The 17,713-nt window shown below is 69.9% G+C and carries 17 protein-coding genes; 6 read left to right on the top strand and 11 right to left on the bottom strand.

Features of this window, described 5'->3' with window-relative positions; genetic code table 11:
• Positions 1-8 precede the first annotated feature (8 nt).
• A complete protein-coding gene (locus ACFYRU_RS04935) occupies positions 9-344 on the top strand; it encodes an MmcQ/YjbR family DNA-binding protein (protein ID WP_387653044.1) in 336 nt (111 codons plus the stop codon).
• A gap of 215 nt (positions 345-559) precedes the next feature.
• Positions 560-2,185: a chaperonin GroEL gene (gene groL, locus ACFYRU_RS04930; RefSeq protein ID WP_387653042.1), complete on the top strand. Its 1,626-nt coding sequence runs from the start codon at positions 560-562 to the stop codon at positions 2,183-2,185.
• Between the two features lie 76 nt (positions 2,186-2,261).
• Here groL and ACFYRU_RS04925 read toward each other — a convergent pair whose 3' ends face one another.
• Together ACFYRU_RS04925 and ACFYRU_RS04920 are read right to left on the bottom strand one after the other, a co-directional pair.
• Positions 2,262-3,212 (bottom strand): glycoside hydrolase family 6 protein, encoded by a 951-nt coding sequence (locus ACFYRU_RS04925; protein ID WP_387653040.1) that lies wholly within the window; start codon positions 3,210-3,212, stop codon positions 2,262-2,264.
• Between the two features lie 45 nt (positions 3,213-3,257).
• A complete protein-coding gene (locus tag ACFYRU_RS04920; protein ID WP_387653038.1) occupies positions 3,258-3,656 on the bottom strand; it encodes a ribonuclease domain-containing protein in 399 nt (132 codons plus the stop codon).
• Positions 3,657-3,870: 214 nt separating this feature from the next.
• Between ACFYRU_RS04920 and ACFYRU_RS04915 the strand changes: the two genes are divergently transcribed.
• The 4 genes from ACFYRU_RS04915 to ACFYRU_RS04900 all read left to right on the top strand — a co-directional run bounded on the left by ACFYRU_RS04915 (position 3,871) and on the right by ACFYRU_RS04900 (position 6,848).
• Positions 3,871-4,800 (top strand): GNAT family N-acetyltransferase, encoded by a 930-nt coding sequence (locus ACFYRU_RS04915; RefSeq protein WP_387653036.1) that lies wholly within the window; start codon positions 3,871-3,873, stop codon positions 4,798-4,800.
• A 72-nt stretch (positions 4,801-4,872) separates the two neighbouring features.
• Positions 4,873-5,328 (top strand): hypothetical protein, encoded by a 456-nt coding sequence (locus ACFYRU_RS04910; protein ID WP_387653035.1) that lies wholly within the window; start codon positions 4,873-4,875, stop codon positions 5,326-5,328.
• A 25-nt stretch (positions 5,329-5,353) separates the two neighbouring features.
• Entirely contained in the window at positions 5,354-6,043 is a 690-nt protein-coding gene (locus ACFYRU_RS04905; protein ID WP_387653033.1) for a Crp/Fnr family transcriptional regulator, read from the top strand.
• Positions 5,955-6,848 (top strand): NADP-dependent oxidoreductase, encoded by an 894-nt coding sequence (locus ACFYRU_RS04900; protein ID WP_387653031.1) that lies wholly within the window; start codon positions 5,955-5,957, stop codon positions 6,846-6,848. The genes ACFYRU_RS04905 and ACFYRU_RS04900 overlap by 89 nt, the downstream gene beginning before the upstream one ends.
• Positions 6,849-6,852: 4 nt before the next feature.
• Here ACFYRU_RS04900 and ACFYRU_RS04895 read toward each other — a convergent pair whose 3' ends face one another.
• The 9 genes from ACFYRU_RS04895 to ACFYRU_RS04855 all read right to left on the bottom strand — a co-directional run bounded on the left by ACFYRU_RS04895 (position 6,853) and on the right by ACFYRU_RS04855 (position 17,694).
• A complete protein-coding gene (locus ACFYRU_RS04895) occupies positions 6,853-7,272 on the bottom strand; it encodes an FHA domain-containing protein (RefSeq protein WP_387653029.1) in 420 nt (139 codons plus the stop codon).
• A 320-nt stretch (positions 7,273-7,592) separates the two neighbouring features.
• A complete protein-coding gene (locus ACFYRU_RS04890; protein WP_387653027.1) occupies positions 7,593-8,870 on the bottom strand; it encodes a VWA domain-containing protein in 1,278 nt (425 codons plus the stop codon).
• A 13-nt stretch (positions 8,871-8,883) separates the two neighbouring features.
• Entirely contained in the window at positions 8,884-9,954 is a 1,071-nt protein-coding gene (locus ACFYRU_RS04885) for a protein phosphatase 2C domain-containing protein (RefSeq protein WP_387653025.1), read from the bottom strand.
• The gene (locus ACFYRU_RS04880) at positions 9,939-12,293 is read right to left on the bottom strand and encodes a tetratricopeptide repeat protein (RefSeq protein WP_387653023.1); all 2,355 of its coding nucleotides are present in this window, start codon (positions 12,291-12,293) and stop codon (positions 9,939-9,941) included. Before ACFYRU_RS04880 ends, ACFYRU_RS04885 begins: the two co-directional genes overlap by 16 nt.
• Positions 12,290-13,405 (bottom strand): hypothetical protein, encoded by a 1,116-nt coding sequence (locus ACFYRU_RS04875; RefSeq protein ID WP_387653022.1) that lies wholly within the window; start codon positions 13,403-13,405, stop codon positions 12,290-12,292. Before ACFYRU_RS04875 ends, ACFYRU_RS04880 begins: the two co-directional genes overlap by 4 nt.
• The gene (locus tag ACFYRU_RS04870; RefSeq protein WP_387653020.1) at positions 13,402-14,376 is read right to left on the bottom strand and encodes a glutamate ABC transporter substrate-binding protein; all 975 of its coding nucleotides are present in this window, start codon (positions 14,374-14,376) and stop codon (positions 13,402-13,404) included. Before ACFYRU_RS04870 ends, ACFYRU_RS04875 begins: the two co-directional genes overlap by 4 nt.
• Positions 14,373-15,692 (bottom strand): hypothetical protein, encoded by a 1,320-nt coding sequence (locus ACFYRU_RS04865; protein ID WP_387653018.1) that lies wholly within the window; start codon positions 15,690-15,692, stop codon positions 14,373-14,375. Before ACFYRU_RS04865 ends, ACFYRU_RS04870 begins: the two co-directional genes overlap by 4 nt.
• Complete coding sequence (locus ACFYRU_RS04860) at positions 15,689-17,122, bottom strand: AAA family ATPase (RefSeq protein ID WP_387653016.1); 1,434 nt, start codon at positions 17,120-17,122, stop codon at positions 15,689-15,691. The genes ACFYRU_RS04865 and ACFYRU_RS04860 overlap by 4 nt, the downstream gene beginning before the upstream one ends.
• On the bottom strand, positions 17,119-17,694 hold the full coding sequence (locus tag ACFYRU_RS04855; RefSeq protein WP_387653014.1) for a hypothetical protein: 576 nt from the start codon (positions 17,692-17,694) through the stop codon (positions 17,119-17,121). Before ACFYRU_RS04855 ends, ACFYRU_RS04860 begins: the two co-directional genes overlap by 4 nt.
• Positions 17,695-17,713 lie beyond the last annotated feature (19 nt).

The raw sequence follows: 17,713 nt of genomic DNA, 5'->3' as shown, positions 1-17,713 counted from the left end.
TTGGGGGTATGGATGTGGTGGCGGTGGTGAAGGTGATGGTGGGGTTGCCGGGGGTGGAGGAGCAGGAGGGGTGGGCCGGGCAGCCGGTGTTCAAGGTGCGGAACAAGAGTTTCGCGTACTTGTCCGAGGACCAGAGCTGGATGCATCTCAAGGCGCTGCGCGAGGAGCAGGAGGCGCTGGTCGCGGAGAACCCGGAGGTGTACGAGCCGTCCTGGGAGGGCGGGCGGTTCGCCTGGGTCCGGATCCAGCTGGAGCCGGCGGACGACGAGGAACTGGCGGAGCTGATCACGGAGGCCTGGCGGCTGACGGCGCCGAAGTACCTGATCGCCCAGCTGGACGCCTGACCCTGGCTTGCACTCGTTTGAGGCGAGTGCTAATACTTGGTTAGCACTCCAAGGGCGAGAGTGATAACTCGCGCCCGGCGGGGTGTGTCAGAAAGACGGCCTCGATGAGGTGCCGGGCAGCGGCGGGACATGAGCGTCGCGGTGTCGGCGCCGTCCGTCGCGGGCATCGGAGCCGGCTGAACCACCAAGACTCGACGCGGGAGGACTCGCGGAGAATGCCCAAGCTGATTGCTTTCGATGAAGAGGCGCGCCGCGGCCTCGAGCGGGGGATGAACACCCTCGCCGATGCCGTCAAGGTGACGCTCGGCCCGAAGGGCCGCAACGTCGTGCTGGAGAAGAAGTGGGGCGCACCCACGATCACCAACGACGGCGTCTCCATCGCCAAGGAGATCGAGCTCGAGGACCCGTACGAGAAGATCGGGGCCGAGCTCGTCAAGGAAGTTGCCAAGAAGACCGACGACGTCGCGGGTGACGGTACGACCACCGCCACCGTGCTGGCCCAGGCTCTCGTCCGCGAGGGTCTGCGCAACGTCGCGGCCGGCGCCAACCCGATGGGCCTGAAGAAGGGCATCGAGAAGGCGACCGAGGCCGTCAGCGAGCAGCTGCTGTCGCTGGCCAAGGACGTCGAGACCCGTGAGCAGATCGCGTCGACCGCGTCGATCTCCGCCGCGGACACCCAGGTCGGCCAGATCATCGCCGAGGCGATGGACAAGGTCGGCAAGGAAGGCGTCATCACCGTCGAGGAGAGCAACACCTTCGGCCTCGAGCTCGAGCTCACCGAGGGTATGCGCTTCGACAAGGGCTACATCTCGCCGTACTTCGTGACCGACACCGACCGGATGGAGGCCGTCCTCGACGACCCGTACATCCTGGTCGTGAACAGCAAGATCGGCAGCATCAAGGACCTCGTCCCGGTGCTGGAGAAGGTCATGCAGACCGGCAAGCCGCTGGCGATCATCGCCGAGGACGTCGAGGGCGAGGCCCTGGCCACCCTGGTCGTCAACAAGATCAAGGGCACCTTCAAGGCCGTCGCCGTCAAGGCGCCGGGCTTCGGTGACCGCCGCAAGGCGATGCTCGTCGACATCGCGGTGCTGACCGGCGGCGAGGTGATCTCCGAGGAGGTCGGCCTCAAGCTGGACACCGTCGACCTGGAGCTGCTCGGCCAGGCCCGCAAGATCGTCGTCACCAAGGACGAGACGACCATCGTCGAGGGCTCGGGCGACGCCGACCAGATCACCGGCCGGGTGAACCAGATCCGCGCCGAGATCGCGAAGTCGGACTCCGACTACGACCGCGAGAAGCTGCAGGAGCGGCTGGCCAAGCTGGCCGGTGGCGTTGCGGTGATCAAGGTCGGCGCGGCCACCGAGGTCGAGCTGAAGGAGCGCAAGCACCGCATCGAGGACGCCGTTCGGAACGCGAAGGCGGCCGTCGAGGAGGGCATCGTCGCCGGTGGTGGCGTCGCGCTGCTGCAGGCGTCGGTTGCGGCGTTCGAGAAGCTGGAGCTCGAGGGTGACGAGGCGACCGGTGCGCAGATCGTGCGTTCGGCCGTCGAGGCGCCGCTGAAGCAGATCGCCGTGAACGCCGGCCTCGAGGGCGGCGTCGTGGTGGAGAAGGTCCGCAACCTCGAGCCGGGTCACGGTCTGAACGCCGCGACCGGTGAGTACGTCGACCTGATCAAGACCGGCATCATCGACCCGGCCAAGGTGACGCGCTCGGCGCTGCAGAACGCGGCGTCGATCGCGGCCCTGTTCCTCACCACCGAGGCCGTCATCGCCGACAAGCCGGAGAAGGCCGCGGCCGCTCCGGGCGGCGCGCCCGACATGGGCGGCATGGACTTCTGATCCAGTAGTCCGTGTAGTTCGACAGCACACGTAGTACCCCCAAGCGGCTCCGAACCTCCGGGTTCGGGGCCGCTTGCTATGTGCCGGTGATGAGGTGGTGGGCTAGGAGGGGGGAGAAGGTTCTGGCCGGGAGGGTGGGGGTTTGGCCGCAGGGGCCGTCGGAGGCTCCGGGGGTGCGGAGCCAGAGGTGTAGGTCTACCGGGGCGGCGGCCGGGGCGGGTGGGGTGCCCAGTTTGCGGGCGGGCGGGTTGCAGGAGCTGCCGTCGGAGCCGTTGCCGTTGCGGGCCGTGTCGATCACGTAGTGGCTGCCGCCGCCCAGCGCGGCCAGGATCTCGTTGCCGCGAGCAACCGACTGTTCGGTGCCGAAGTAGTTCGCCGTGTTCAGCGCGAACCCGCGAACCTTCCCGACGTCCGCGAGCCGCAACCGCCGCGCGATCTCCTTCGCGTCCCCCGACGTCACGTTCCCGGCGTCGAGGTACGTCCACGTGTTCGGGTTCTTCGCCGCCAGCACACCCACCGCGTACTTCAGCAGTGCGATCCGCCCGGCCCACTCCGACGTCGGGTAGCAGTCCAGCCGCGCCAGCGCATCCGGCTCCAGTACGACCACCGCCGGCCGCGTCCCGATCCCGGCCGAGACCCCCGCGATCCAGGTCCGGTACGCCGCGTCCGACGTGGCGCCGCCGCCGATCCCGCACTGGCGCCCCGGGAGGTTGTCGGTCACCAGTACCGGCAGCTTGTCCGCCTTCGCGGCCGCTGTCGTGTACGCCGTGACGCCCGCCTGCACGTCTCCGCTCCAAGCGCCGATCCAGCGCGCCGACGGCTGCGCGGCGATCTTCGACGCGACCGCGGTGTCCTCGGGATGCCGTCGTACGTAGGCCGCCGCGTCCGAGGACGGATCGACGTACAGCCCACTCGTCAGCTCGAGCGGGTTGCCGGTCGCTCCGGCCAGCCCGGACTCGGGCCGGCCGAAGACGAGCAGCGCGGCGGTCAGCAACAGCCCGGCGGCCACCGGACGCAAGGTCGGCATCGCGAACAATCCTCCCGATCACTCAACGTGCCGACCACACTACCCTCAGCTGTTCTCGTCGACTTCGCAGAACGAGGCGTAGTGGTCGCCGGTGTAGTAGACGTGGGCGGGCGTGGTCTTCGCGCCGCCGCCGATCAGCCGGCGGGCGCCGCGGTCCGGGGAACCGGGCGTGATCACGGTGTACTCGTGGTAGTAGCCGGAGGACTCCGACGGCAGGATGCCCTCCCGGTTGGAGAAGACGGTGCCGTCCTGCCGGTACGGGAACGGCCCGCCGGAGTGGATCAGGTCGAGGGTGTCGGCGGCCTGCGACGGCAGCGAGCTGAGCGCGCAGGTGTCGATCGTCGTGGCGCTGTAGGGCGCAACATAAGTGGTTGGGGCGGCGTACGCCGTGGACCCGAGGACAGCGGTGGATGCCAGGGTCACGGCAGCGATGAGGGTTCTCATGCCCGGAACCTTCCCCGCCGGAACGAACGCGGTACATCCCAGTTGTGAATAACAGCTGGACTATGACCCCGTCGTGCCTCTAATGTCTGGCCCGGCGAGAGACATCCCGGAGTGGAAGGAGCGACCGATGAACACACCGACTTGTTTCCCGGCGCGCCCGATCCGCTCGCACAGCTCGCACTGAGCGGAGCCCGCGCCTCCTGCTGGAGGATTCGTGACCATCCGCAACACCGTCGAGGCCGACCTCGACACCATCTTTGCTCTCATCGAGCAGAAGTCCGTCAACACCGTCACCGCCGAGCGCTACCGCGACTCCGTTGCCGCCGGCTACTACAAGCACGAATGGACCTGGGTCGCCGAGGAGAACGGCGAGATCCGGGCGCTGGCGATCTGGTGGGGCGTACCGGGTGAGCAGCACCCGTACAGCATCGACGGCCTGTACTACGTCGGCGACGACGACCCGGTACCGACCTGGACCGAGCTGCTGAAGCACGCCGTGGCGTCCCGCCCGGACGGTCAGGAGCCGCCGGAGTACCACTTCTTCCTGGACAGCGACTGGGAGGACAAGCCGGACGTGGTCGCGGCGCTCGAGCCGCGGGCGCAGGCGGCCGCGGCGGTCGGGATGACCACCGTCACCGACCGGCTGCGGTACGAGTGGAAGCCGGCGTACGGCCTGCCGCCGCGCTCGACCCGGCTGCGGTTCGAGCCGGCCGACGACGAGGCGTTCGTCGACGTGTTCATGCGGGTCAGCACGGGCAGCCTGGACGCCGCGACCGCTCGGGAGATCGCCCGGGTCGGCGTCGAACAAGCTGCCCGCGAGGAGCTCGCGGGTTACAAGTCGATGCCGGGTGACCGCGGGCTGTGGCGGCTCGCGTACGACGGCGCGGAGCTGGTCGGGTTCGCGATGCCGTCGGCGAACGCGGGCGGGCCGGTCGTCGGGTACCTCGGGGTCGTGCCGGAGCAGCGCGGGCGCGGGCTGAGCGACGACCTGCTGGCCGAGATCACCCACCTGCTCGCGGAGACCGGCGCCGAGCACATCCGCGCGGACACCGACTTCGGGAACGTCCCGATGGCGAAGAGTTTCGAGCGCCTCGGGTACCGGATCTTCGCGATCCGCCGAGTGCTCTCGTTCCCGGAGAACTGACCCGCGAACTCGTGACGTGCGGGGCCTGAATCCCTATGCTCCCTGACATGTCAGGAGGGTTGGGGGCCTGCGATGCGTGACATCGCACTGATCCTGCACGTCTTCGCCGGTTTTGTCGCCGTACCGTTCGGCCCGTTGGCGATCGTGCTCACGCTGCGCCGCCGCGGGCTGAACTGGGCCGGCGAGGTCTACCACTGGGCGATCGCGCTGGTCTGCCTGACCGCGCTCGTGATGGTCCCGTACGACTGGGCCCGGCTCTGGTACTTCTGGCCGATCACGATCGCCTCGTACCTGTTCGTCTACTTCGGCCAACGCGCCGCCGAGGCCCCGGGCGGCCTCTGGTACCGCGGCGTCCTGCGCGGCTACGGCGGCGGTTGGGTAGCCCTCTGGACCGCCATCGCCATCGTCGCGCTCCCCGAAACCCCCTGGACCTGGGCAATCCCGGTAGTCGTCGGCCTGGCCCTCATCGAATGGCTCTGCCTACACCCCGCACCAGGCTGGACCCGCCAAACCCAACCCGACGGCTGAGATCCGGTCGGTGGAGAATGGGTGGGTGGGCGAGTTCGAGAGGTTTGTGCGGGGGTTGCCTGCGGATGAGGTCGAGCGTGGGCGGCGGTTGTTTCGGGCGGTCCGGGTTGAGCGTGGGGAGTTGTTTGTGCGGGCGGGGGACCCGCCGAACCGGGTGGCGTTGGTCGAGCGCGGGTTGTTCCGGCTGTTCGGTACTGATGAGGCAGGGAACGAGCGGACCCTCGCCTTCCGTGCCGAAGGGGAACTGGTGTGCGCGTACAGCGCCGCGCTTCGCCAGGAGCCGTCGCGGATCGCGATCGAGGCGCTGGAGCCCTCCGACCTACTGGTCGCGGAGCGGCCGGCGTACGACGTACTCGTCGCCGAAAGTCCGGGCTGGCGGCAGTTGGTCGCGGACCTGACCGAGGCGCTCTACCTGCGGCTGGACCAGCGGCAGCGCGAACTGCTGCTCGACGACGCGAGCACCCGCTACCAGCGCTTTGTCGCCGACCACGGGGCGCTCGCGTCGCGGCTCACCCAGCGGCACATCGCTGCGTACGTCGGGGTGACACCGGAGGCGCTCAGCCGGATCCGGCGGCGATTGATCTCGATCAACGACAGCGGCTCCGGGCGGATCTACCGTCCTGGACATGACGACGATGCGCGCGATGGCAGCCGACCGGGTGGGGCCCGGAGCAACTCTCCGGCCGCAGGACCTGCAGGTGCGGGAGCCGGGTGACGGCGAGGTCCTGATCAAGGTGAAGGCGGCGGCGGTGAACCCCGCCGACCTCGGCATGCTGGCCGGAAGATACCGCTGGTACGACGAGCTCCGGCTTCCGCTCGTCCCGGGGTACGACGTGGCCGGCGTGGTCGAGGCGGGGGACTGGGAGCCCGGCGCCGCGGTCGTCGCCAGTACCGGGCACTCGCGGACCCAGGTCGGCGGGTACGCCGAGTACGTGACGCTGCCGGCGTCGTACGTCGCTCCCAAGCCGGCCAACCTCGACTGGTCCGAGGCGGCCACTCTTCCGCTCGCGGCGCTCACCGCGCATCAGGCGCTGGAGCTTCTCGATCTGCACCCGGGCCAATCGCTGCTGGTGAACGGCCCACGGGGTGCGGTCGGCCGGTTCGCCGCTGAGCTCGCCCGCGCCGCCGGCATCACCGTGCTCGAACCCGGCGTCCCCGTGGACGGGGCCGGCGTTGTCGGGGTGGGCGGTGACGTGGTTTCGGTGGATGCGGCGTTGGATGTCGTGGGCGGAGAGCGGGCGCGGCAGACGTTCGCGACCGTGCGGGACGGCGGCTCCTATGTCACCGTCGTACCCGAGTTCTGGGTGCCCGGCGGCCAGTTCACCCCGGACCGCGGCATCACCCCGCAGCTGGTTCGTGCCGAGCCGAGCGGTGCCCGGCTGACGACGATCAGCCGGGCGGCCGAAGCCGGTGATCTCACCGCGACGGTCGGCAAGACCCTGCCACTCACCGACGCACAGCAGGCGCTCGACCTGCTCGCCTCCCGTGGTGTCAGCGGCAAGATCGTCCTGCTCCCGTAGGGCCTCAGGCCTGGCTGGCCAGTTCCTCGGGGGTGGCCCTGCGGACGACCAGGCGGGTCCAGGCGCCGACGTAGATGCGGTCGTCCGGGTTCAGCTCCTGGCGTTGGCCGGGGATGATCGGGGTTTCCGGGAGCGGGCCGGCGGCGGAGGCGACGTACGTGCCGTTGGAGGACTGGAGGTCCTCGACCCACCAGCGCTGACCGTCCGTGGTCAGCTGGGCCTGGCGGCGGCTGACGCCGGTGTCGTCACCGCAGTCGACCTCGGGGGAGATGCCGCGGCTGCGCGACGGGCGGCCGATCAGCAGGCTCTTCTCCACCAGCGGGATCACGGCCGGCAGTCCGGGCGACGGACACGGGTCGTCGCTCTGCTGTACGGCGTACCAGTCCGGGTCGACCCATCGTTCAACGACCCACTCCGCGGTCATCGCAGGCGCAGGCGGGGCAGGCGGCGCCGGGGCCGTACCTTGCAGATCCAGCGAAGAGGCCGGCCGCGGCATGGTCCCAGTCGTGAAGTCGTACCCACAGTTCTCACAGAACAACGCGTCCGCCGCTGCCGGCTCCGAACAGTTCGGACACAACTGCCCGGCAGGAGGAGCCGGATCGGGTTGCGGAGCCGGCCCTGGGGCCGGGACGGCGGGAGCCGGCACCGCTGATCCGGCGGGCGTCGCGGCGGCGCCGATCGGGAGGCCGCAGACGTCGCAGTAGTCGGTCGAGGTGGAAGGGTGTCCGCTGGGACAGTTCACGGTCATTTGCGTACCCGGGTCGTCTTGGTGGAGGCCGTGTCGAGTGCCATCTCGTCGGCTTTCTCGACGGTGCGCTTGAGCCGCACCGTACCCGTTTCCTGGTCATCGATGTCGACAACCTTCCGGAGCCGGGTGGTCGCCTCCTCGTTGCCGGTCGCGGCGGCGAGCTGCACCGCGCGGCCGAGCTTGGTCGTCGCGGTCGCCGTGTCACCGGCAGCCTTCGCGGCCAGGCCGTCCTGGATCGCCTGCGCCAGCTCGGTCTGACCGGTGTAGTGCGCGACCTCCGGACTGATCCGCGTGGTGAGCGCATCGTCGGCGGACCACAACGCCTTCACCAGACCCTGCGCGACCGTGTCGTTGCCGAGCACGAGCTGTACCCGCGCGGCCAGCTGCTCCTGCCCGACCGCCTTCGCGGCCAGCCGGATCGCCACGTGGTAGTCCCGGGACTCGTCACCCCACGACCCGGTCGGGTACGACCCGGTCAGCGGGTTGACCGCCGTCCGCCGCGACGTCAGGTCCTCGACCGTCGGCGCGACCTGCCGGACGAACAGCACCTCCGCGCCCTGCGGCGCCCAGACCCGCAGGTCGGCCTGCGCGACACCGCGGCTCATCGCGTTCTGGATGATCTTCGCGAACTCCGCGGCCAGCTGGTCCGGCGCCGGGATGATGTCGACGGTACCGAGCAGCGCCTGCGCGATCCGCCGTACCTCGTCCACCTGCCAGGCCACGCCGACGCCGCGGGTGTCGCACTGGAACTGGCCGGTGACCGACTCGATCGCCTGGGTCAGCGCCTCCGGTGTCTCGTGCTGGTTCTCGCCGTCGGTCAGCAGGATCGCGTGCTTCTGCGACAGCGAAGGCACCGTCGCGAACACCCGCGACGCCAGCCGCAGCCAGGTTCCCATCGCGGTACCGCCGTCGGCGTAGAACCGGGAGACGGCGTCCTTGGCGGCCTGCCGGGTGTACGGGTCCATCTTGACCATCACCGGCTCCGCCGACGGCGGGAACGCGAGCTGCGCGCGGTCGTTGCCGGAGATGACCGCGAACCAGACCCCGTCGAGGATCTGGTCGAGCGCGGTCTGCGCGGCGTACGCGGCGGCCTGGACGCCGTCGCGGCCCATCGAGCCGGAGGTGTCGACGATGATGATCTCGCCCGCATCGCCGCTCCCGGTCTGCCCGGCGGCGCCGGCGCCGGTGCAGGTCACCGTGACGATGGCGTGTACGTCGGTCCCGCCGTCCGGCAGGAACTCGTTCTGGTAGACGGTGGCGGTGAAGTCGGCCATCTCGGGTTCCTCCTCAAACTCGCGCGAGCGCGACGGTGATGTTGTCCTGGCCGCCCTGGGCGTTGGCCCAGTCGACCAGGGCGGAAGCGGTGGCCTTCGGCTCGCCCGCGTGCTCCGCAGCTGTCTGACGTACGAGGTCGGCCAGCGGTGCCGCCTCGGAGCAGTAGTTCCACAGGCCGTCGGAGCAGACCAGGAGCCAGCCCGGGCCGGAGACCTCGAGGGTGGTGGTCCGCGGCGTGTGGTCCGGCGCGTCCTTGCCCAGCCAGCGGGTGATCGCGTGCGCGTGCGGCCCGGACTCGGCCTCGTCGCGGGACACCCCGCTCGCGATCAGCTCGGCGGCCCACGAGTCGTCGGTGGTCAGCGCGAGCGGATCACCCGCGTCCGGGAACCAGTACGCACGGCTGTCACCGACATTGCCCGCGACGAGCAGCCCCTGCTCCAGCACCGCTGCCACGAACGTGCAGGACGCAGGGTTCGGGCTGTCGGGGCTGGTGCTGTCGAGTACGGCGTCACTCGCCGCATCGGCCGCCGCCCGGAGCCGCGCGGCGATCGCCCCGGCCCGGGACGACTCGGTACCGAGCCCCTGCGCGTGACCGGCCGCCAGTACCTCGACCGCCGCCCGGGCGGCCGCCAGCGACGCGACGTCGGAGTCGAGCGAGGAGCTGACGCCGTCGCAGACCACGAGCAGCGCGCGGCTGCCCGGCTCGGCGTCCGCGCCGAGCGCCATCGCGTCCTCGTTGCGGCTGTGCCGGATGCCGCGGTCGCAGACGCCCGCCACCCACGGAGCGGGCTGCTCCACGAAGTGGTCGCGGGGCTTGGCGGCCTTGGTGCCGCAGGTCTCGCAGTACCCGTCGGCGCCAACGGTGCCGCCGCAGGAGGCGCAGGGACCGACGTACTCGGTCTCGGGAGTGCTGACCGCCGTGATCTCCACGGTCGGCTCGGTGTCCGTGTCCAAGGCAGGAGTCGCAGGTGCGGCCGGCTTCAGCGCGGCGCCGCACGCCTCGCAGAACAGGTCGGCCTCGGCCACCGGCCCGCCGCAGCTGGGGCAGGTCGTGTCGGTCGTACTCGTCATCGCAGCGTCCATCCTCGAACCTCGTTGGCCTGGTCGACCAGGGCGATCCGTTCCGGCCGGGTCTGGGCCTGGTCGGCCAGCAACCGGTAGGTGGCCTCGAGCCCGTCCCGCAGGGAGGTCTCGGTGGCTGCCCGTCCGTCGATCCGCAGGGCCTCCTGCGGACCGGTCTGCTGGACCTCGGTCAGCGCGGTCCGGAACACGTTCGCGGCCAGGTTGGCCCGGTCCACCGGGTCGATGGTCAGCGTCGCGATGCTGTTCATCGCCTCGGCGAGCGCGGGAAGGCCACGCCCCGATCCTGCCAGGAGTCCGGCTCGCTGGCGACGAGCACGCACGTACTCGCCGCTGGTTCGCAGTACCAGGTCGAGCGCGGTGAGCGCTCCGTCCAGGTCGTTGCGCTGGGTCCGGATGTTCGCCAGACCGAACGCGGAGGGCGCGATGTAGTTCGCGTCGGTCCGCGCGCAGGACAGATAGAGGCCCTCGGCAACGTCGAACTCGCCGCTGTGCTCACAGGCGATCGCCAGCGCGAGTTTCGGTGCCAGCTCGCCCGGGACCTGGCCGTACACGGCGTTGAAGGCCGACTGCGCGTTGCGGAAGTCGCCGCGGGCGAGAGCGACCAGCCCGGACATCCAGACCGCCCGCCACTCCCACGGATCCGCGCTGAGCAGGTCGTTCACCGCGGTGTCGACCATGTCGTACCGCTCCGGCCCGACCTCCAGCGCGGCCTCGGACACCTCGAGCAGGGTCTGCGCGGACTGCTCGGGCGCGTCGACGAGCAGTTCCAGCCGTTTGGCCGGGTCCGGCACGCTGACGGTCTTCAGCCAGCCGGCCATCTTGTCGCCGTCGTCCGGCGCCAGCGACGGCAACTGCTGCCAAGGCGCGGCCGCGTCACCCAGGCCGGACGCCTTGTCACCCGGAGAACCGAACAGCAACGACGATGCCGAGTGCTGGGCCGCCTTGACGCCCTGCTTGTCCGCCACGACCTCACGCAGTACGCCGAGCAGCTGCACGCGGAACTCGTCCGCCGACTGGAAACGGTCAGCGGGGTCCGGCGCGCACGCCTTCGCCAGCAGCCGGTACACCGAGTCGTACTTCTGGAACAGCGGCACCTCGCTGACCGGCGGCAGCGAGCCGACGTACCGGCTCTGGTACCCGCGGAACTCCATCGCGAGCACGCACAGCGTCCGGCCGAGGGTGTAGATGTCGGACGCGATCGACGGGCCGACCTCGGCGACCTCGGGTGCCTGGAAGCCGACCGTGCCGTAGATCGCCGAGTCCAGGTCGTCGATCCGCCGGACGCCGCCGAGGTCGATCAGCTTCACCGCGTCGCCGACCTGGATGATGTTGTCCGGCTTGAAGTCGCAGTAGACCAGGCCGAGGTCGTGCAGGTACGAGAACGCGGGCAGGATCTCCAGCAGGTACGCGATCGCCTGGTCGATCGGGAGCGCGTTGTACCGGCCGTTGTTCGCGGCCATCCGCTCCTTGAGCAGGGTCTTCAGCGACGTACCGCCGACGTACTCCATCACGATGTAGCCGGCGCCGTCGTGGGTGACGAAGTTGTAGATCTCGACGATCAGCGGGTGCTCGACGCGGGCCAGGAACTGCTGCTCGGCGATCGCGGCGGCGACGGCGTCCGGGTCCTCGGAGTTCAGCAGGCCCTTCAGCACCACCCAGCGGTCCGACACGTTCTTGTCCTGCGCCAGGTAGATCCAGCCGAAACCGCCGTGGGCAAGGCAGCCGCGGACCAGGTACTGCCCGCCGACCAGGTCGCCGTCCTGCAGCTTCGGTGCGAACGAGAACCGGTTGCGGCAGTTCGGGCAGAAGCCCTCGGTCCGGCCGGGCTGCCCGTTGCGGGAGCGACCGACCGCGTGACCGCAGCTCGGGCAGTTCCGGCGGTCCTCCGGGACCATCGGGTTCGCCAGGATCGCCTTGCTCGCGTCGATCGCGGGGATCGACGGTACGTTCGTCAGCCCGGCGCCGAGGCGGGCGCCGCGCAGCCGGGTGGACGACGTACCGAGTTTGCGAGTCAGCTTCGAACCGGCCTGGGCCGCGCGGGCCGAGCCGAGCGGCGTCGACGCCAGCCGGTTGGAGGCGCGGGACACGGTCGACACGGTGCTGATCGGGTCGGGCTCATGGACGACCGGCGGTGCGCCGGTGACCGCGGACGGGGTGCTGATGCCGTCGGGCGCGGGCGAGCCGCAGACGTCGCAGTACCCGTCGACGTACGTGCCGGTGCAGCCTGGTTGGGTGCAGGCGCCCGGTGTGGCGGCGGCCTGGGCCGCGGGGGAGCCGCAGACGTCGCAGTACCCGTCCACGATCGAGCCGGTGCAGCCCGGCTGGGTGCAGGTCGTCATTTCGTTCCCTCCAGGTAGGCCTGGTAGGCCGCTACCAGTGCACCGAGCCGAGCCAGGTCCACCGGCTCGCTGTCGATCACGGCTCGGCCGCGCCGGTACAGCTCGGCGAGATCTTCGTTGCCTGCGGCAACACTTGCCGCCTTCACCTGATAGGCGTCGAGCAGTTGCGCGAGTTCGTCCCGGCGGCCGAGCGCGGCGCCGTACGCCGCCTGTGCCTGGCCGAGGGCCCGTCGTACGGCGTCCAGCCGGGTCAGGTAGTGCGTCAGTTCGGCCGGGGTGTTCGGTACGGGACCGAGTGCGGTCACGTCCGGTACGGCGAGCCGCGGCGCGGGGGTGACCGTTCGGACGGCCTTGTCCGCGAGGGCGCGTACCGCCGTACCTTGGGCTTCGAGTTCACCGCGGAGGGTGCGGGCGCGGGCCACGTCGGCGGCACGTTCCTTGCGGGTGGCGGCGCCGACGATCAGGTCGCGTTCGGTCCTGGCGGCATCGAGTTCGAGCGGACCGATCAGGCCGCCGATGTCCGCGCCGCGTTTGTTGCGGTCGGCAAGGTCTGTCAGCCGGCGGTCGAGGTCGTGGTGCCTGGCGAGCGCGCCGTCGCGTACTCCGGCCGGCTCCTGCTTGACCAGGTCGCTGATCCGCTCCACCTGCGCGCGCAACTGGCGCAGCCGCGCGGCCAGGTCGGCGTCACCCGGCTCCAGCGCCAGTTTCGCCCGCAAACTGGAGGCCAACGCATCCGACAGTTTGCATGCCTCCGGCAACGAAACGGCCAGCGAGCCGCCTGCGCCGCCGGCGTCCAGCCCACCCCAGATCAACGTCGAGATCCGGTCGAGCTCCTGCTGTCCCACCCGACCCGAATCCCAGGTGACCAGGATCAACTCGTACCGATCCGACACGGCCTTCCAGACCGTCATGCTGAGCACGACGTCCGAACTCAGCGCATCCCCGTCCGCCGAGTGCAACGCAGCCTGATCCAACTCGTCAAGCTCAGCCTTCCGCCGATCCCGCCACTCCCCAAGCGCAGTCAGAAACCCAAGCACCTCAGCAGCCGAGACCCCACCCCCCACCCGCCCCGGCACCACCGGAGCCGACACCACCGGCGCACGAACCGTCATCGGCCGTACTCCGCCGTCGGCGGAGCATTCAGCTTGCCGAGGTCCGTGCCGAGCCACGTGTTGTAGGAGACCATCCAGTCGGACGGCTTCCCGTCGGGCTTCGGCTGCTTCATCTGCGCGAGGACGCCGTTCACGAACCGGACGAAGTCGATGTTCTCCTTGTTGATGCCCAGACCGTACGGCTCGTTGCTGATCCGTTCGCTGATCACCTTCGCGTACGGGTCCTGCGCGGCGTCGCCGGCGAGCACGGTGTCGTCGCCGCTGATGCCGTCTGCCTTGCCTTGCTGGAACAGCACCAGGCAACCTGTGTCGGTGTCCGCCGTCACCGGCTTGATCTGCGGGTTCGCCCGCTTGAGATTGTCCAAGCTGGTCGAGCCTGCCGGGGCGCAGATCGTCTTGCCGGACAGCTGCTTGAGGCTGGTTGCTGTCGAGTCCCGCTGGACCAGTGTCTTCTGACCGGAGCGGTAGTACTCGGCCGAGAACGCGATCAGTTTCCAACGGGCGCAGTTGATCGTCATGTTGCGGGCAACGATGTCGACGCTGTTGTTCTGCAGCGACGGAATGCGTTGCGGGCTGGAGATCACCCGCAGCTCGAGATGGTTCTGCCAGCTGCCGAAGATCGCGGTGGCGACGGCCTTGACCATGTCGATGTCGAAGCCTTCGATCTGGCCGTTCAGCGGGTTCCGGGAGCCGAGGTGCAGGCTGTCCGCGGACACCCCGGCGATCAGCCGGCCACGATCCTGGATCTCCTTCATCGTGCTGTCGGCAGGCATCGCACCGGGCGCCGGCAGTGCGCCTTCGGGTGCGTACGACTGCAGCTCCGTGGTCTTGTCGCAGCCCTCGGCGGGGGCCGCGGGGGCTGCAGTCGTGGGCGCCGGCTCCGGTGGGATCTGGGTGGCCGCGTAGTTGCCGGAGCTGCAGGCGGTGAGGAGGAGGGCGGTGGCGACCGCGAGTGGGATCAGTTTTTTCATCGGTATTCCTCCAGGCGCTGCGACATTCCCCAGGCGACCAGCAGCGCGGCCGCGATGCCGATCGGGACGCCGAGCCAGCCGATCGGCGGGAGGCCGTTGCGGGCGTCCTTCAGCTTGGACTGGACCGCGGTGCTCGAGTCCTGCAGTTGCGAATCGGAAGTCTTGTCGAAGGCGGTGAAGGTGCTGACCGAGTTCGGTTCGCCGGCCTTGCCGACTGCGATGCCGACGGCGTCGTCCCACTTGCCGTTTGTGTCGTCCTCGCGGACCTTCTTGTGAACGGTTTGGTACCCCTGCCACGACGAGATGAGGTACGAGTCGTTGCCGTTGAGCTTGCTCAGCTGATCGGTGACCTGGCCGTCCGCCGCGTTGTACGCCTTGTCGAAGCTGTCGCCGGAGCCTCGGGCGATGAGGGTGAGGCTTTCGTTGGAGCGGGCGTCGTAGGCGGCGATGCGGGCGCGGGAGAGGGCCAGCGTGCGTTCGTACTCGGAGTTGCGGGTGTCCTTGGCGGAGCCGGACGCGCTAGCCAGCGCGATGCCTCCGACGGCTGTGGTGAGGAGGACGAGTACGGCACCCGCCGCGATCGGGATGTTCAGGTAGCGGTGCGTACGGCGGGCCAGCCAGCGGAGCGTGAGGAAGAAGACGATCAGCGTCAGCAGACCGCCGACGACGACCCAGATCGTGCCGTAGCTGATGCCGTCGAACTCGGTGTCGACGCGCTTCTCGTTCGCCTCGACGAGCGCCTTCACCAGCGGCAGCGAGTCGTCCTGGAGGACCGAGTTCGCGTCCTTCAGGTACTGCGAGCCGATCGGCAGACCCTGCCGGTTGTTCGCGCGCGCCTGCTCGATCAGACCTTCATAAGTGATCAGCGTCTTGTTGAGCGCGCCGAGTACGTCCCGGTCCGCGGGCTGGGCGGTCGCGGCCTCGGCGATCAGGCCCGCGGCGGCGGCCATCGAGCTGACGAAGTGCGCGCGCTGCTGCGGCGGTTCGAGGCCGCCGACCAGGAACGCGTTGGTGGCGTCGGCGTTCGCGCTGACCAGGTTGGTATGGATCGCCTGGATCCGGACCAGCTGGGCGGCGTTCGCCTGGGCTCGCTCGAGGGCACCGCCGGACTGGCTGAAGCCCTGGGCGGCGGCGAGTCCGAAGACCACGCTCATCGCCGCGGCCAGGATCAGGAACGCGCGCATCCGGCCCGGCGTACCTTCGAACCACTGGGCGATCGCGCCGCGCCTGGTCGGCGCCTGCGCGGCCGGCTGCACGGCCGTACCCGGTGGGGCGGCCGCCAGGGTGGCCGGCGGCGCACTCTGTGTCTGGGTCACGCCTCTTCTCCGTCCTGCTCCTCAGCTGCATCCGAAGCGCTGCTCGGCGCCTCGGACGGCGCGGTCTCCTCGGTCAGGTCCTCGGTCAGATCCTCGGTGAGGTCCGCGGCCAGGATCTGACGCAGTTGGTCGGTGGTCGGTGCCGTCACGTCGCGCAACCGCCACGCCTGCCGGCCGATCGCGGCCTCCAGTACGTTGCGCGCGAACCGCCCGTTGCCGAACGAGCTGTCCCGCACGGTGTCCGCGAGGATCTCGCGGAAGGTGGCGAGCGCGTCCGGCACCAGCTCGTAGTCGGCAGCCTCGGCGAGCCCGGTGAGGATGTCGGTGAGCTCGTCGTCGCTGTAGTTCTCGAACTCGATCGTGGTCCGGAACCGGCTGGCGAGACCGGGGTTCGCGGCGATGAACGCCTGCATGGGTTCGGGGTACCCGGCAACGATCACGACCAGGTCGTCGCGCCGGTCCTCCATCTCCTTGACCAGCGTGTCGACGGCTTCGCGTCCGTACTGGTCGGCGCCGTTGTCGCCGGCGGTCAGGCTGTACGCCTCGTCGATGAACAGCACGCCACCCGCCGCGGACGCGACCACCTCGGCGGTCTTCGTCGCGGTCTGGCCGAGATAACCGGCCACCAGCTCCGACCGGTCCACCTCGATGAGCTGCCCCTTCGAGAGCAAACCGAGCGCCTTGTAGATCCCACTCACCAACCGCGCGACCGTCGTCTTCCCGGTCCCCGGATTCCCGACGAACACCAGGTGCCGAGTAATGGTCGCCTGCTTCAGCCCAGCCTCGGCCCGCAACTTCTCCACCCGCAGCACCGCAACCTGCCGATGCACCTCCCGCTTGACCCGACCCAACCCAGTCAACTCATCAAGCTCCCCCAACAACTCCTCGACCGACTTGACCGGCTCCGCCGGCACAACAACAGATGCGGTCGCAGCAGCCCCCGCCGCGCCGGCGGCGCCCGGTCCAGCCCCCAGCCCGTCGGCCGTCGGCTTCGCCGACGCTGCGTGCGCCTCGCGTCCCACCTGCAACGTCCGCGCCCCCGCAGCCTGCAGCTGCGCAGCAGCTGCCACTGAGGCGTTTCCGATGACTCGCATGGTTGGTTCGCCCAATGTGCAGGCGGCTGATGCCAGCTCGGCGAGGGCTTCGGCGTACGCCACCTTCTCCGGGGAGTTGCTGGCGATCAGTTCGGTGAGTACGGCGGTTGGTGCGCCGCGCCAACGCCGGCCGCGAACGGCTGCGTCGAAGAAGTCCTGGGTTGTTCCGCCCGGGACTGCTTTGTTCCAGTCGGCCGGTGCGCCAGGTGCGGACTCAGCCAAGGCTGCCGCCAGCGAGAGTGCCTCGGCCCGGGCGGTGTCCTCGGCGATGCCCGCGCGAGTGGCGACGACGAGCAGCGCCGACAGCGCCTCCGGAAGTCCCCCCGTGCCGCTCATGACCCTCCTCGTCCAGCTGGTGGTGTAAGTGGTCCCGAAGCGTCGGGTGGCGGGGTTGATTCGGTGGGACCGAGGGCGAGGGCTCCGCCGGTGGAGCCGGTGCCGAACTTCTCCTGCAGGAATCTGCCATGGGTGATCAGCGCCGCCGCGTCGGCCCGGTTCACCGCGTCGAACACCTTGTCCATCGTCGCGGCCAAGAGGTCCAACTGGTCGATCAGGATCATCAGCGACGTCTTGCCGCGATCCACCGGCCGGGTGTCCGCCCATTGCCGCGGCAACCGCAGGTACCCACCGATCGCATCCGGCAGGTAGTCCGTCGCGGTGGCCATCACGGAGTACGCCTGCGCGCTCCCGCCGAGGTTCCCGAGCCGCGGAATCGTCTCCCGGACGACGCGAACCACCCGCGCGACCCGCGACGCGACCACGGCCGGTACGGCGCCACCCGCCACCAGCTGCTCGACCCGTACGAGCGCCGCGAGCAGGTCCTCGTTCGTCGGCGGGCCAGGCACCGGGGCAGGCTCGGGCTCCTCCTTGCGACCGGTCAGCCGCGCAAAGAAGTCACCGAGCGCCATGCAGTCCCCCGTCTCCGGA

The sequence above is a fragment of the Kribbella sp. NPDC004536 genome (assembly GCF_042873835.1).
Lineage (GTDB): Bacteria > Actinomycetota > Actinomycetes > Propionibacteriales > Kribbellaceae > Kribbella.
This window is presented reverse-complemented; position numbering and strand designations above follow the sequence as displayed.